We start from the raw sequence: 16,057 nt of genomic DNA on the forward strand, positions 1-16,057 counted from the left end.
CTAATAATCCCGACGCTTCGGACTTTAGCAAAAAAAATGAAAAGGAAAGACTTACAACATATAATCCTTGATACATCTAATTTAAATTCGGAAATTGAAACTGTAGATTCCAAAGCATTTATTACTGCCGAAGGTATATACTTAAAAGAAACCTACTCAAAACAAGATATTGAAAATCTTCCTCATCTTGATTTTGGGGCTGGTTTTGCACCAAATTTACGTGGACCATACGCAACGATGTATGTGCGCAGACCATGGACAGTAAGACAGTACGCCGGATTTTCGACCGCTGAAGAAAGTAATGCTTTTTACAGAAGAAATCTTGCCGCAGGACAAAAAGGATTATCAATTGCTTTTGATTTACCTACACATCGCGGATATGATTCAGATCACGAACGTGTTGTAGGCGATGTAGGAAAAGCGGGAGTTGCAATTGACTCGGTTGAGGATATGAAAGTATTATTCGACCAAATTCCTCTGGATGAAATGTCAGTTTCTATGACTATGAATGGTGCCGTTTTACCAATCATGGCTTTTTATATCGTCGCTGCAGAAGAACAAGGTGTAAAACCGGAAAACCTTTCAGGAACGATACAAAATGATATCTTGAAAGAGTTCATGGTGCGTAATACATATATTTATCCGCCTACTCCTTCAATGAAAATAATTGCTGATATATTTGAATTTACCAGCAAAAAAATGCCTAAATTCAATTCGATTTCGATATCAGGTTATCACATGCAGGAAGCCGGTGCCACTGCTGATATTGAATTAGCATACACGCTAGCCGACGGATTGGAGTACATTAGAACCGGACTTGCCACAGGAATGAAAATTGATGAGTTCGCTCCTCGCCTTTCTTTCTTTTGGGCTATTGGGATGAACCATTTTATGGAAATTGCCAAAATGCGTGCCGGTAGAATGATTTGGGCAAAACTAGTAAAACAATTCAACCCAAAAGATGATAAATCATTGGCATTGCGAACCCATTGTCAAACTTCAGGATGGAGTTTAACAGAGCAAGATCCTTTTAACAATGTGGCTCGAACATGTATTGAAGCTTCAGCGGCCGCATTTGGTGGAACACAATCTTTGCACACAAACGCTTTAGATGAAGCTATTGCTTTACCAACCGATTTTTCTGCCAGAATCGCGAGAAACACACAGCTATTTTTACAGGAAGAAACTAAGATTACTAAAACCGTTGACCCGTGGGCAGGCAGTTATTATGTAGAAAGTCTGACGAATGAAATTGCCGAAAACGCCTGGAAACTAATCGAAGAAGTAGAAGAACTTGGAGGAATGACGAAAGCCATTGAATCTGGAATTCCAAAATTACGTATCGAAGAAGCAGCTGCCAGAAAACAAGCAAGAATAGACAGTAGCCAGGATATTATTGTAGGTGTCAATAAATACCGCTTAGAAAAGGAAGATCCTTTGCAAATCCTAGATGTTGATAACCAAATGGTGCGCAAACAACAACTGGCACAATTAGACCGAATTAAAGCAAGTCGAGATACTGAAAAAGTACAAAATTCTCTAAAAAAATTAACCCTTTGTGCTCAAACTGGGGACGGTAACTTACTGGAAATTGCTGTAGAAGCTGCAAGAAACCGAACCACATTAGGTGAAATCAGCGATGCATTAGAAACCGTTTTCGGAAGGTATAAAGCACAAATTAAATCCTTTAGTGGCGTGTATAGTAAAGAAATAAAAGACGATAAAAGCTTTGAAAAAGCGAAACAAATGGCAGATGAATTTGCTGAAAAAGAAGGCCGTCGACCAAGAATTATGATCGCAAAAATGGGGCAAGACGGACACGATCGTGGAGCCAAAGTTGTCGCTACGGGCTATGCCGATGTAGGTTTTGATGTGGACATTGGCCCACTTTTTCAAACGCCAGCAGAAGCAGCCAAACAAGCCATAGAAAATGATGTACATATTCTAGGGGTTTCTTCTCTTGCAGCAGGACATAAAACGTTAGTTCCACAAGTAATCGAGGAGCTTAAAAAATACGGTCGTGAGGACATTATGGTCGTTGTTGGCGGGGTAATTCCTGCACAAGATTATCAATTTTTGTTTGATGCAGGCGCAGTTGCCGTATTTGGCCCTGGCACTAAAATTAGCGAGGCCGCAATCAAGATATTAGAAATCTTAATAGACGGAATGGAATAATTTTTTTTCTAATAATCTATTTTTGTTCCCAATCTCAGAAAAGTACAATCATGATATTTGAAAGCACCAATTTTATTAATTGGTGCTTTTTTTATTTACTTGTAATAATTGCCCATTTTTCCTATTAAAAAAACAACGTAAAGTCAATTTATATTAACAAAACTTATAGTAAATATTAACTGAAAGTTCTTATTAAGAAACATAAATTTACTAGTAACACTTTTATTTTTGTTTAGTGATATAAATACAGGAAATTGATTTACAATTCATTACGAAATAATAAACAAAAATTAAATTAAATATTTTTAAAAGATTAAAAACAATTACTAATTTAAAACTGAACATTATGAAAACATTTACTATTATTTTAGTCTTTTTGGCTATATCAACTTCGTCTTATTCGCAAGAAACTGGAAAAATTAAAATAGAAGAATTACCTGAAGTTATCATTAAAAGAGCAGGAAAAGATTTTTCCGTTTATTTACCAAGTAGTAGTCCAGATGAAAAAGTAAAAGCTGTAGAACAAAAATTCATCGCGTATGACCTTGGAAAAGATGCCGAAGGAGCAGAAGAATATCTTGTGATTATGAAAGCAAAAAATGGTTCTTTGGCAGCAACTTATGATGACAAAGGAAAATTGATACGTGTTGTAGAAGAATTCAAAAATGTCAGACTTCCTAATCAGGTGATTTACTCCGTTTACAGAACCTATCCCGGATGGACAATTGTTAATGATAAATTCCTTTATACCCAAGAGAAAGGAGATGTTACTAAAAAACAGTATAACTTAAAAATTAAAAAAGATAAGGACGTTATTAAATTAGTAGTTAAACCGAATGGAGATATTGTCAAAACAAGTAAACCAACATTAATAAAATAAAAAAAACCTATCTTGCGATAGGTTTTTCTATTTTCAATAATCCAATCAGAAATTATATGCTTTTAATGGTTGCGTTACTATCAGCAACTATAAATGAGGTATCGTATCCACCAAATGCTTTCATATAACTTTGGATTGAAGTACCATAAGCATCACGGAAAAACCGCTTGCCTTTGTTTTTAAAATATTTTTTTACTGACCCTGGGCCGCCAAGATGCGCAGCAGCTAAAATTCCAGATTCTGTGACGTAGATTCCGTTCAATAACGTTCCAGAATATTTTTCAATTTCTTTTTTTAACTCCCATTTATTTTGCGCCAGAAGTGCGATAAATGCTTTTTCTTGCATTTCAGGACTGTTCAAAAACGCGGTGCTGTTATGAACTCCTACCGACTTTAGCGTTTCTATACCAAATTGATATTTACCTAAATATCCTAAAGAATTGATTTTTTTGTATTTGCTTTCAGATTCTCTGTAGCCTATTGCTTCTTTGAAACCAATAAAGAAATTGCCGGTAAAAGGGATATTCAAATTGGTGTAATCATTTTGTTTTTCAGATGGGAATAAGTAGTGTGATCCATCTTGTTCATCAACTAGAAACCATGGGGTAGTCTCTAAATTAAAAGGTTTAAAACCAGAGCTTAAAAAAGCGATAATAAGGCCCAAACCAGTGTAAAAATACCATTTCTTTATCATAAATTGTTTTTCTTCAAAACGCTGTCCCGTTAAGAAATTTCTGCATGCAAAGATACAACAATTTTAATAATACTGAAAATCAATGTGTTAAAGAAAATTAAAAATAGATTAAGTGCCACTTAATTCCGTTGAACTGCCTTATTTCAATCGTTGGAGCTGGAATTTTTACTGTATTCAAAACGGAAAAAATTGTCCTCAAAAAATGGGAATTTGTTTTGATCTTAGTCAAATCAGCATCAAAACTCAAATAAAATTGTCTGAATCTTTGCGGATTTGGGATTAATTTTTGGTCATAATTTTCCTTATTTCCGGTAATCATTCCATCGCCTCCGTAACCTAAAGCCAAATTTAACCATTTGGGGATTTTTGAGTCTTTAGAAAAGGAATATAAATTTACAGATAGCCAATAGGTTTGCCCGTTATAGTCCTTTAATATTTGCTCCGCAAATGAGCTTCCTAGAACTTCTGGCCTTTGATTAGCATATTGCGTGGTATGAAAAGAAAATTTGGGAGTTATACGTTGCTCTTTCCATAGCAATTCTTGTGAAACATACAAAACCGTACCCGAAGCATTGGCAATTAAATCGCCGGATGATGCCCCCCATTCCGAAGAGAATCCATCAAAAACCTCAACAGCGGTCAGAAAGGCAAATCCTAAACCAGCGCCGTAAACCAACTGCTTTTCTTTGCTGGCTCCACTCCAATTCAAGGCCTCAGCACCTACTCTTCCTAAATGATAGGCCGAAAACAGATGACCTGCTTTATCCATTTGAAGCCATTCCGAATTGTCATTTATAAAATGAAAATCAGATTTTGGATAATCCGCATACCAAAGTTGATTTAAACCAATTAAAGTTCCTGAGGCCAATACCGCTTCAGAAATGATTACGCCATTTTGTCTTTTGGTATTTAAGGAATCGGATGGTTTCAGGAAACTATCGATTTTATTTTGACTAAAAACAGCTTGAAATCCTATTAAAAAAAAAATTAGCAAACACCAACTCTTTTTATATTTCAAAACTATCTTTTTACGCCTTGGCTGTTTATCCAATCAGAATATTTTTTGGCATTTTTATTATGTTCTCCCAAAGTAGCGGCAAATTCATGGTATCCAAAACGGTCCACACTAGCACAGAAATAGATATAATTATTCTTTTCAGGATTTAAAACTGCTTCCAATGCGGTAATATCAGGCATCGCGATAGGTCCCGGAGGAAGTCCGGTATTCATATAGGTATTGTAAGGAGAAGACATGGTCAAATCGTTGTAGAATACTCTTTTGATTATTTGATTAAAATCGTTGGACTTCTTTTTTAGGGCATAAATCACTGTTGGATCGGCTTGAAGAGGCATTTGCAGTCTTAAACGATTCAAATAAACGCCTGCAATTCTGGGTCTTTCGTCTTTTTTTACGGATTCTTTATGTACAATCGAAGCTAGAACAGTTGCCTCAATTGGAGTTAATCCTTGTTTTGCAGCTTTAGCTGTTCGTTCTTTGTTCCAAAAATTACGGTATTCTTTAATCATTTTATCTCGGAATTTTTCAGCCGAAGTGTTCCAGTACAGTTCATACGTATTAGGAATGAACATCGCCAAAACATTTTCCTCAGTAAAACCATTTTCTTTCAAAAAGATGGAATCCTTAAAAGACTTTAGTAACGATAAGCTGTCGGCTTCAATTTGCGAACCCACTCTGCCAGCAAAATTCTCTAATCGTTCTTGATTATTAAAGGCCAGATTTACCGGAACATTACTTCTCAAAGACTTCACTAAATTATAGCTGTTCATTCCTTTTGTAAGCAAAAATCGTCCAGGTTTTACATTTTCCGGGTAATTCCTTTTTTCAGCAACCAATTCAAAACGATTCATATTTTGAATATAAGGCGCAATTATTTTTTTTACATCGTCATAATTGGAATCCGTGGGCACATAAACATACACTTGATTCTCCGAAAATTTTGTATTGTCTGAAAAAATCTGACGTACTAAAATAAATCCGTACACTATTAATCCTGTTATTAACACAACAGATATTATCGTTATAATTTTTTTTAAGTTCAAAATATTTATTTTTTAAAATTGCTACGCCAATTCGCTGACGCTCGTGTGACTATTAATTAATTGAAAAATCGCTTCGTCTTTATAAACGCCGTTAACTAAATTCCAATCTTTTTTTATTCCTATTTTTTTAAAGCCAAATTTAGTAAAAAGACCATTACTAGCTACATTTTCGGTGCCAATATTTGCATATAATTGATGTAGATTAAGATGACGAAAAGCATACTGAATCAACAGTCCTAATGCTTCCGAACCAATATTTTGTTTGCGGTTTTCACTACCTTGGATTACAATCCCAACTCCTGCACGATTATTCTTGGGATCAAAATCAAATAAATCGATTAATCCCAGAGCCGGAAAATCCTGATCCTGACAAATCGCCAATCGCAATTGTTTGGCTTCATAAATATCCTGATGCGCATTTTCTAAATATTGTTTTACCAAAAACCGACTATAAGGCGTGTGCGTATTGCTAACTTCCCAAATGCTTTGGTCGTTTTCAATAGCATAAATAAATTCCAAGTCATTAGGCTCTAATGCACGAATGTAAATATTCTCTCCTTTTAATGTTATCATTTTATATTTCGATAGTTCCTTTAAAAACAAACTCCGCTGGTCCTTTCAAGAAAACATTGGTAAATTTCCCTTCTATTTCATCAAAAGAAACAACCAACTTCCCTCCTTCAACATTCAAGTCTATCGAGTTCGCTTTCGTTTCGCCTAATACATTCATCGCTATTGCTACTGCGGTTGCTCCAGTTCCACAAGCCAAGGTTTCATCTTCTACTCCTCTTTCATAAGTACGAAGTGAAAAAGTAGTTTCATCAATTTTTTTTACGAAATTGATATTGCTTCCTTGTTTTCCATACAATTCTCCGTAACGAATGCGCGCTCCATTTTCTTTGACATCATAATGCTCCAAATCCTCTACCAATTGTATATGATGAGGCGAACCGGTATTCATAAACACATAATCAGCAGTTATTTTTACATCTACAACATCTATCATTTGTAAAGAAACGATTCCGTTTTCAGCAACAGAGGCGTGATGCAAACCGTCTGTCGCTATAAAAGTGGTATTATCTTGAATCACATTCAACTTTTTGGCGAAAGCCACTAGACACCTTCCCCCATTCCCACACATCGAACTTTGATTCCCATCTGAGTTGTAATACACCATTTTGAAATCAGTTTTAGTGTCATTTTCTAATAAAATCAGTCCGTCACCTCCTATCCCAAAACGCCTGTCACATAAATGAGCAATGAGTTGAATGTTCTCTTTTGGAAAAAAATTTGAACGATTATCAATCATCACGAAATCATTTCCGGTTCCTTGGTATTTATAAAATTCTATTTGCATTTTATTTTAATTGTATTAGACAAAAGTACAAACTATTAATGATATGTTAATCATTGTTAAAGAGCGTTAAACTCTTTTTAAAAAAAATATTTTAACGCTATTTTTACTTAAATTAATTTAAAACAGTATTGTAATATGAAACGATTTTTAACCTTATTTTTAGTGTCATTGTTGAGTGGCGCCACTACATTAGGCGCATACAAGTTATTGTTTGACAATAATGGGTATTTTTCTAAAAACAACAACAAAATTGTTACACTTGCCACGGATTCAAATAATAAAAATGTTGGATTATCAGCCGAGAATGTTGATTTTACCGAAGCTGCAGAAAAAACGATTCACACTGTGGTTCACGTGAAAAATGTATCCCGAAAAACAGTCACCAACCCCATGCTAGAATATTTTTACGGATACAAGGGGGGGGAAACCCAGGAACAAGTAGGAACGGGATCTGGTGTAATTATTTCTGAAGACGGTTATATTGTAACCAATAATCATGTTATAAAAGATGCGTCTGAAATTGAAATTACGCTGAACAATAAACAATCTTACAAAGCAAAACTTATAGGAACCGATTCAAAAATGGACATTGCCTTATTGAAAATCGATGCCAATGAAAAATTGCCTTACACGGCTTTCGCCAATTCAGATTCGGTTAAAGTTGGGGAGTGGGTTCTGGCAGTTGGAAATCCATATAATTTGACTTCAACTGTTACGGCCGGAATTGTTTCGGCCAAAGCAAGAAATTTAGACACCAGCGGAATCCAATCCTTCATACAAACTGATGCTGCTGTAAATCCTGGAAACAGTGGTGGAGCATTGGTAAATACGCGAGGAGAATTAATAGGCATCAACACTATGATTTCTTCTATGACGGGATCTTATGTTGGTTATTCTTTTGCGGTTCCATCTAATATTGCTCGAAAAATAATTGAAGACATTATGGAATTCGGGAATGTTCAAAGAGGAATTCTGGGAGTTGAAGGAGGCGAATTGAATGCAACTGCATCAAAACAATTAGGCGTTCCAGAAACACAAGGTTTTTATATCAATGGCATAACTAAAAATTCAGGAGCTGAAAAATCCGGACTTGAAAAAGGAGATATTATCATCAAACTGGATAATCAAAATGTAGCTACCTATGCGGATCTTTCAGGTTATATCAATACAAAAAGACCAAATGATAAGGTGCAGGTTACTTTTATCAGAGACGGAAAAAACAAAGTTCTCCCTGTAATCTTAAGCAAAAATGAATTTTTCAGTACGCAGTTTAAAGGAATGGAATTAGAGAATATTAATGCGACCGATAAAAAGAAATTTAATTTGACTTATGGAGTAAAAATTAAAGCGCTAACAACTGAAAATTTAAGACAATATGAAGACGAGCTTAAAGGAAATATAATTCTAAGTATTGATAATGAAAAAGCAAAGGACGTTGAGACGGTTTCTAAACTTTTAAATAAAAAAGAGGAGAGTCAAAGCGTACGAATAGAAATGATTAATAAAAACGGACAAATTCTACAAATTATTATCTAAATATTTTTCCATTCAAAATTAACAGCCATCTTGCCAAAACAAGATGGTTTTTTTTATTTCAAAAATAAGTCACAAAATAGTTTACGAAATCGATTGAAATAGGTATTTTTGCACCAAATTTAAAAAAATAACTACTTAATTTTTACAAATTTTCAACTATGAATAACACAACTTTGTACCAAAAAGAAGTTTCATTTCAAATCGACAGACGACGTGCCGGAGTCGAATTAATCAAAATTATAAGTGATTTATGGTACGACAAATCCATAGAAATGGTTTTGTTTAAAAATCAATTATTAGACAAAAATGTAAATGAGATCATCAACTTGCATCAATATGCAGGTGAATTTGTGGGAAAACCAATTACCGTTTTCGATTCGGTTGAAATTGCTAGAGTGATATCGGAATTAGATTTACCACCTTCCAAATTGGATATTGGTAAACTTACTTATGAATACCGTTTAGAAGACGAAAAATATCCAGATGCAAGACATTTTGTAATTGACAAATTAAAAGAAGCCAAATCATTTGAAGAAATTCAACCTAAAGATGTAATTCTTTATGGCTTTGGTAGAATTGGACGTTTATTGGCTCGCGAATTAATGTCAAAAACTGGAAAAGGAAATCAATTGCGATTGAGAGCCATTGTAACCAGAGATAAAAATGACGCTACAAGTCTGGAGAAAAGAGCTTCTTTATTGCGCTACGACTCTATTCACGGTGATTTTCAAGGTTCAGTAACTGCTGATCCTGAAAATAATGCCTTAATCATCAACGGCACAACCGTTCACGTCATTACAGCAAATTCACCTGAAGAAATTGACTACACACTTTATGAAATTGATAACGCTTTAGTTATTGACAATACTGGTGCTTTCACCACTCATGAAACATTAAGCAGACATTTAGTCTCTAAAGGAGTTGAAAAAGTATTGCTTACCGCTCCAGGAAAAGGGGTGCCAAATATCGTTCACGGTGTAAACCAAAATGAATACAATCCAGATGAAATAAATATCTTTTCGGCAGCATCATGTACGACTAATGCCATTACGCCAATTCTTAAAGCGGTAGTAGACACTTTGGGCGTAGTAAAAGGACATTTAGAAACGATTCATGCCTATACAAACGACCAAAATTTAGTCGATAACATGCACAACAAGTACCGCCGTGGTAGAGCTGCTGCGCTAAATATGGTAATTACTGAAACGGGAGCCGGAAGTGCTGTTGCAAAAGCATTACCATCTTTAGAAGGAAAATTAACATCTAATGCGATTCGTGTTCCAGTTCCTAACGGATCACTTGTTGTTTTGAATCTTGAAGTATCAAGACATACTTCAGTTGAGGAAATCAATGCTATTATGAAAAAATATGCATTAGAAGGCGAATTAGTAGAACAAATAAAATACTCCTTAAATAACGAGTTGGTTTCTTCGGATATTGTAGGTACATCAGCACCTTCAATTTATGACAGTAACGCAACAATCGTTTCCAAAGATGGAAAGAATATCGTTTTGTACATTTGGTATGACAACGAATATGGCTATAGCCATCAAGTCATTAGACTGGCAAAATATATTGCTAAAGTAAGACGTTTTACGTATTACTAGCAGTTAATTTATAATGCCTTTTTAATTTTTTTTTAGTTTTTTTTAGATTAAAATTCGTCTCGTTTGCAAGAACTTGGCGAATTTTTTTGTTTTGAAAAAGATTGAAATTTCACAATTAGATATGGAAACTCTAAATTGGCAAAACGGTCGTGCTTTTCACTTCTGAAATCACAAAAAAAGTGTTTATTAAAGAAACCTCCGGCAAAATCGATAATTTTTTTTGATGAAAATGATGGTAACTTTCCATGTCCGGCAGTACTATTTTAAGCATATAATCAAAACTTCCTGACACGAAATTACATTCGACCACTTCAGGGAAATTTAATATCGATTGATTAAATCCTTCCGAGATATCATAATTCTGTTTAATTAGTGTAACCTGACAATAAACAGTAAGGTTTATCCCTAATTTTTTCTTGTTCAAAACAGATACATATTTTTCGATAATTCCCTCTTTTTCAAGTCGTTTCACCCGATCATGGACCGGCGTAAGCGACAGATTTATTTTGTTGGCAATATCTTTTAAGGTCATATGTGCATCTTCCTGCAGAAGACGTAAGATTTTTTTGTCGGTTGCGTCTAAAATCATGATCTATTTTAATATTTTAAAGGTGAATATTCAGATTTTTTTTCTTTTTAGAAAGATAAAAAAATAATATTTAGAAAAATTTACTGTAAAAATACCAAAAAAAATGAATATTATCTTAATTTAATATCAGGAGCACTAATATTTTCTTTATGCATTATTTTTGTTGTAGAAATAGTCTCTAAATCAATTATACTCAAACATATGATAATCGGAATCCCAAAAGAAATCAAAAATAATGAAAATCGTGTAGCACTTACACCTGCAGGTGTTGCTGAATTCAAAAAACAAGGACACATTGTTTACGTTCAGGCAACTGCTGGTGAAAACAGTGGTTTTAGCGATAAAGCTTATGTTGAGGCTGGAGCAGTATTGTTACCAACAATTGAAGACGTTTACAGCATTGCTGAAATGATCATTAAGGTAAAAGAGCCTATCGCTTCTGAATATCCTTTGATCAAAAAAGACCAATTATTGTTTACGTATTTTCACTTTGCTTCTTCTGAGCCATTAACTCATGCTATGATTGAGCGCGGAGCAGTATGTTTAGCTTACGAAACTGTTGAAAAAGCAGACCGTAGTTTGCCTTTATTGGTACCAATGTCAGAAGTGGCGGGACGTATGTCAATTCAGGAAGGTGCTAAATATTTAGAGAAACCATTGAAAGGAAAAGGAATCCTTTTAGGTGGAGTTCCGGGAGTTCCTCCTGCTAAAGTTTTAGTTTTAGGTGGTGGAATCGTAGGAACACAAGCGGCAAAAATGGCGGCTGGTTTTGGAGCACAAGTAACCATTATGGATGTAAGTTTAGCGCGTTTGCGTTACTTATCTGATGTGATGCCTGCTAATGTGACAACTGTAATGTCAAACCACTATAATATCCGTGAAGCAATTGCTACAGCTGATTTAGTTATTGGTGCAGTATTGATTCCAGGTGCAAAAGCGCCACATTTAATCACTCGTGATATGTTGAAATTAATGGCTCCGGGAACTGTCGTAGTTGACGTAGCGGTTGATCAAGGTGGATGTATCGAAACTTGTACGCCTACAACTCACGAAGATCCAACATTCATCATTGATGATATCGTTCACTATTGTGTTGCGAATATGCCAGGTGCAGTTCCTTATACTTCTACTTTAGCGTTGACTAATGCTACTTTACCTTATGCATTGCAATTAGCAAACAAAGGATGGAAAAAAGCATGTAACGACAGCGAAGAATTGAAAAAAGGATTAAACGTAGCTAACGGTAAAATCGTTTACAGAGGAGTTGCTGACGCTTGGGGGTTGCCTTTCAACGAAGTAGAATCTGTATTGAATGATTTAGCTACCGCTTAATTAATTCGAAACAATAAATAAACAAGGTCAGACTTGTTACTATAAATATTAAATCCGTCCCGTTATTAAACGAGACGGATTTTTTTATTAACCATTCAGAATTTTAAATCCGGAAACTGTAACTGATCACTCAAAACTACTCTTTCGCTTTGGTCAAGTAATAAATCGGAATTCCAATTAGCATAATCAGAACACCCCAACCACTTGTGCTTGTTTTAGTATATAATAAAGCCAGGCAAATGGCACTTGCAATAACAATATAGAGTCCCGGTAAAAATGGGTATCCAAAAGCTTTATACGGTCTTTCAGCATCCGGCATTTTCTTGCGAAGAATAAATATTCCTAAGATAGTCAAAATATAAAATATCAAAACGATGATGACCACAAAATCCAATAAATCACCATATTTCCCTGTCAAACACAAAGCCGAAGCCCAGATACACTGCGCCCAAATAGACCATGCCGGAACACTCGCCTTATTCAATTCAGCTGCTTTCTTGAAGAAAACACCATCTTGAGCCATTGTATAATACACTCTGGCACCGGCCATAATCAATCCGTTGTTACAGGCAAAAGTCGAAATCATAATCATCACAGCAATAATCAAAGTCCCAATAGATCCAAAGATAACTTGTGAAGCGACAACCGCCACGCGATCAGACTCGGCCGTGGCAATACCTTGCAAAGGCACAACAGCCAAATACATCACATTAGCCAAAATATAAATAACACTAACGATTAAAGTTCCTAAGAACAAACTCAATCCCACATTGCGTTTTGGATTTTTAATTTCGCCTGCAATAAAGGTCACCCCTTCCCAAGCTACACTCGAGAACAATGAACCCACTAAAGCTGCCGAAATTGCTGATATCAATGTTGTTCCGCTTATTGGCATCCAAGAACCCGTAGCCACATCCATAGATTGTGAAGCCCAGGCATTAGTCCAGTTTGCATCCCAAACTTCCGCTTTTGCAGCCATGAAACCAAAGATAATCAAACCTGCCAACGACAGAATTTTGATTACAGTAAGAACCGTTTGTAAGATCTTAGAATTTTTCACCCCACGGCTATTGATATAACTCAATAAAATAATGGTAATAATAGAAACAATTTGAGCGGCATTGAGTTTGAAATCGCCAATCTGATACAAAATATTTTTATCGCTTAAAGGCGCGTATAAATAGGCGGCAAATTTAGCAAAAGCCACACCCACGGCAGCAATTGTCCCGGTTTGAATCACCGCAAAGAAACTCCAACCGTATAGAAAACCCACCAGTTTCCCGTACGCTTCCTTGATATACACATATTGCCCTCCGGCTTTAGGAAACATCGCGCTCAATTCACCGTAACTCACGGCAGCAATCACAGTAATGACGCCAGTAAGCACCCACATGGCAATCAACCAACCGGCTGAACCCAACTGCCGAACCATATCGGAGCTTACAATAAATATCCCGGAACCTATCATAGACCCAACCACAAGCATGGTTCCGTCGAGTAATCCTAATTCTCTTTTAAAATCTTCTGGTTTTTGGTCTTCCATCTATTGGGTTTTTGGTTTTTAGTTGGCTAAAGATATACTTTTTTTGGAAATTTCAGAAAATGGAGCCGAAAATGACCATTAGATTTCTTTTTTAGGGCGTGTCCCGGCAGATTGCTTCGTCGTTCCTCCTCGCCACTTTGGGTCGGGCTGTTCGCTGTATCTTTATTTTCTTAAAAAAGAAAATAAAGGATGCCGCTACCATCCCTCACGCGCACCGAAATAACTACAGCATTTATCCCTTTTAAAAAAATTTGTAAGAAAAATTTATTATATTTGGAAAGAAAACCGCAATTCAATAGCGACAATCTACCCATTTTTGGGTGTATATACGCTATTTTGTAGCGAGTATATACAAGTTATATGATAGCTTATCGTAATCGACAGCTAAAGTAGAAGCGAAAAAACTATGTAAAAATGCTTATTGGACAAATTATAAATGTAATTGATTTACTACTAATAGCTATAATAATAATTTCAGCAGTAGTGTATAGAATTATTGACAATTATAAAAATAAAGAAAAAGATCTTTTAGAAGCTCAACAATTTGAAAGGACGCTGCAACTATTGCACCAACCATTATCCAAAACGTCAGCTTTGCAATCCGCTTGTTCGCCTCCACTATCTGACCATTCTGAATCAATTGAGTGTCAGCAATTGAAATCATTCTTTCAGAATGGTCAGATAGTTTTCTTTGGTAGTTAGACGCAAAATTATCGTTGAACTTTAAGATACCTTCAAAAGTTAGTTTAATATCAAATTGAGCATCTAATCTGATAAAATTGTGTTTAGCTAAATACTAACAAGCTTCAACTAATTTTTCACCTTGTGCTTCTGTATTGTTAGATAATAAAAAAGGCTCTGAATCATCCACATCTGGTGGAATAGGATTAAATTTAGAAATTAAAGTAAAATACCCAATGGAATTTTGTTTATTACTCTCTGTTAGCTTCTCGTTAAACATATGCTTATAGATAACACTAAAACTACAAGAATACGATCTACAATCGTGTATAAGAAAATTTAAAATTTTATCTAAAAACTCTAGATTTTCTAAAATATCTTTATCCTGTGTCATAATTAAAAGTTTAAGTGAAAACCAAAAGTAGGAAATAAATTAATAACTTTACAATAAACAAAAAGCCATCATATAACAGCTACTAAACGCTATAGCTAGATTTTGGCTTAATTTAATGAATATTTTGTACTTTCAGGATTTAGGCAAAACTGAAAGATTAGTAAATTTTAACCCCGCTACATCGCCTAGTAGCAGAACGTTGGCAGAGATTGCAAGAAAACCTTATAAAAAATTGAAAATGAAATATTTAAAAAGTAAAATTATATCAGTACTAATTATCATAAATTCTTTAGTTACGTTCGGACAGAACAAAGACGAGCAATTATATAAAGCTGTAAAAGAAAATAATTTAACAAATGTAGAAGAATTGATAAAACAAAACGCAGACGTAAATTATAGAGAAGAAAAATCTTGGGTAAAAATTAATCTTTTAATTACAGCCATCAACAATAATAATTTTGAAATCACAAAAAAATTAATTGAAAACAAAGCTGACATTAATTGGAAAGATGGTTTCAATACAAGTGCTTTAATGTATGCTTGTTCAAAGGGAAATTTAAAAATTGTAAATTTATTGTTAGATAACGGAGCAGATATTAATGCGAATGACGAACAGGGAAATTCAGTACTTACAGCTGCTAAAGAAAGTAACAATAAAGATTTGATTTTACTAATCGAAAATAAATTGAAAAATAAAAAAAAGAATAGTAAGTTAAATGATCTAATTGAAAAAGCTAGATAAATTAAGTATAGAAGGAAAAAATTATAAGAAAGCGATTGAATTATATACTTATGCACTAAATTTTAATGAAAATCAGATAGCAATTTATACAAAACGTGGAGGAACTTTTTATGCAATGCAAGATTTTGAAAATGCGATATTAGACTTTTCAAAAGTAATCGAATTAAATCCTAAAGATATTTCTACCATTTATTTTATGAGAGGATTAAGTAAAACATTATTAAAAAACGAAGACAAACTTGGAGGTTGTTCAGACATTAAAAAAGCAATTGAATTAGGATATAATGTATCAGATTTAAACGGACTTGATGAATATTGTAACTTTAAGAAATAAAAGCAACCATCTGCCAACAGCTAGGGTTTCGTTGTGTGCGCAGCACGAACAATGAAGCCCGTGTTGAACGGAACCGAGTACCTGCCGTCAACACTATGGAGTTATCGTAAAGATTGTAGAGGTATTTTCAAG

The 16,057-nt window shown here is 34.7% G+C and carries 16 protein-coding genes; 8 read left to right on the forward strand and 8 right to left on the reverse strand.

What is annotated here, in order from left to right; genetic code table 11:
* The first annotated feature begins 36 nt into the window (after positions 1-36).
* The gene (gene scpA, locus ACFX5D_RS13540; protein ID WP_379858742.1) at positions 37-2,175 is read left to right on the forward strand and encodes a methylmalonyl-CoA mutase; all 2,139 of its coding nucleotides are present in this window, start codon (positions 37-39) and stop codon (positions 2,173-2,175) included.
* Positions 2,176-2,521: 346 nt separating this feature from the next.
* Positions 2,522-3,055 carry a hypothetical protein gene (locus ACFX5D_RS13545; RefSeq protein ID WP_379858743.1) on the forward strand — a complete coding sequence of 178 codons (534 nt, stop codon included), beginning with the start codon at positions 2,522-2,524 and terminating at the stop codon, positions 3,053-3,055.
* A gap of 52 nt (positions 3,056-3,107) precedes the next feature.
* Here the strand turns inward: ACFX5D_RS13545 and ACFX5D_RS13550 are convergent, their stop codons facing one another.
* The 5 genes from ACFX5D_RS13550 to dapF form a co-directional block, all read right to left on the reverse strand.
* Entirely contained in the window at positions 3,108-3,749 is a 642-nt protein-coding gene (locus ACFX5D_RS13550; RefSeq protein ID WP_379852092.1) for a peptidoglycan-binding protein LysM, read from the reverse strand.
* 97 nt (positions 3,750-3,846) lie between these two features.
* Positions 3,847-4,743, reverse strand: a complete 897-nt coding sequence (locus ACFX5D_RS13555) for a DUF2279 domain-containing protein (protein ID WP_379858744.1) — start codon at positions 4,741-4,743, stop codon at positions 3,847-3,849.
* Between the two features lie 26 nt (positions 4,744-4,769).
* Positions 4,770-5,810: an endolytic transglycosylase MltG gene (gene mltG / locus ACFX5D_RS13560; RefSeq protein WP_379858745.1), complete on the reverse strand. Its 1,041-nt coding sequence runs from the start codon at positions 5,808-5,810 to the stop codon at positions 4,770-4,772.
* Between the two features lie 21 nt (positions 5,811-5,831).
* Complete coding sequence (locus ACFX5D_RS13565; RefSeq protein ID WP_379858746.1) at positions 5,832-6,383, reverse strand: GNAT family N-acetyltransferase; 552 nt, start codon at positions 6,381-6,383, stop codon at positions 5,832-5,834.
* 1 nt (position 6,384) lies between these two features.
* Positions 6,385-7,167 (reverse strand): diaminopimelate epimerase, encoded by a 783-nt coding sequence (dapF, locus tag ACFX5D_RS13570; protein ID WP_379858747.1) that lies wholly within the window; start codon positions 7,165-7,167, stop codon positions 6,385-6,387.
* 135 nt (positions 7,168-7,302) lie between these two features.
* On the opposite strand from dapF, the gene ACFX5D_RS13575 reads away from it, so the two are divergent.
* The gene (locus ACFX5D_RS13575; RefSeq protein ID WP_379858748.1) at positions 7,303-8,703 is read left to right on the forward strand and encodes a trypsin-like peptidase domain-containing protein; all 1,401 of its coding nucleotides are present in this window, start codon (positions 7,303-7,305) and stop codon (positions 8,701-8,703) included.
* Between the two features lie 158 nt (positions 8,704-8,861).
* On the forward strand, positions 8,862-10,310 hold the full coding sequence (locus tag ACFX5D_RS13580) for a glyceraldehyde-3-phosphate dehydrogenase (protein WP_379858749.1): 1,449 nt from the start codon (positions 8,862-8,864) through the stop codon (positions 10,308-10,310).
* A gap of 130 nt (positions 10,311-10,440) precedes the next feature.
* Here the strand turns inward: ACFX5D_RS13580 and ACFX5D_RS13585 are convergent, their stop codons facing one another.
* Positions 10,441-10,899, reverse strand: a complete 459-nt coding sequence (locus ACFX5D_RS13585) for an Lrp/AsnC family transcriptional regulator (protein ID WP_073211776.1) — start codon at positions 10,897-10,899, stop codon at positions 10,441-10,443.
* 201 nt (positions 10,900-11,100) lie between these two features.
* Between ACFX5D_RS13585 and ald the strand changes: the two genes are divergently transcribed.
* A complete protein-coding gene (gene ald / locus ACFX5D_RS13590; protein WP_379858750.1) occupies positions 11,101-12,231 on the forward strand; it encodes an alanine dehydrogenase in 1,131 nt (376 codons plus the stop codon).
* 136 nt (positions 12,232-12,367) lie between these two features.
* Here the strand turns inward: ald and ACFX5D_RS13595 are convergent, their stop codons facing one another.
* Positions 12,368-13,774: an APC family permease gene (locus ACFX5D_RS13595; RefSeq protein ID WP_379858751.1), complete on the reverse strand. Its 1,407-nt coding sequence runs from the start codon at positions 13,772-13,774 to the stop codon at positions 12,368-12,370.
* A gap of 414 nt (positions 13,775-14,188) precedes the next feature.
* Here ACFX5D_RS13595 and ACFX5D_RS13600 point away from each other — a divergent pair, with 414 nt between their 5' ends.
* Positions 14,189-14,476 (forward strand): hypothetical protein, encoded by a 288-nt coding sequence (locus tag ACFX5D_RS13600; RefSeq protein ID WP_379858752.1) that lies wholly within the window; start codon positions 14,189-14,191, stop codon positions 14,474-14,476.
* 94 nt (positions 14,477-14,570) lie between these two features.
* Here ACFX5D_RS13600 and ACFX5D_RS13605 read toward each other — a convergent pair whose 3' ends face one another.
* Positions 14,571-14,849 (reverse strand): hypothetical protein, encoded by a 279-nt coding sequence (locus tag ACFX5D_RS13605; RefSeq protein WP_379858753.1) that lies wholly within the window; start codon positions 14,847-14,849, stop codon positions 14,571-14,573.
* 238 nt (positions 14,850-15,087) lie between these two features.
* On the opposite strand from ACFX5D_RS13605, the gene ACFX5D_RS13610 reads away from it, so the two are divergent.
* Entirely contained in the window at positions 15,088-15,591 is a 504-nt protein-coding gene (locus ACFX5D_RS13610; RefSeq protein WP_379858754.1) for an ankyrin repeat domain-containing protein, read from the forward strand.
* Positions 15,575-15,925: a tetratricopeptide repeat protein gene (locus tag ACFX5D_RS13615; RefSeq protein WP_379858755.1), complete on the forward strand. Its 351-nt coding sequence runs from the start codon at positions 15,575-15,577 to the stop codon at positions 15,923-15,925. Before ACFX5D_RS13610 ends, ACFX5D_RS13615 begins: the two co-directional genes overlap by 17 nt.
* Positions 15,926-16,057: the final 132 nt, after the last annotated feature.

This window comes from Flavobacterium fructosi (assembly GCF_042787335.1).
In the GTDB taxonomy this organism is placed as follows: domain Bacteria; phylum Bacteroidota; class Bacteroidia; order Flavobacteriales; family Flavobacteriaceae; genus Flavobacterium; species Flavobacterium fructosi.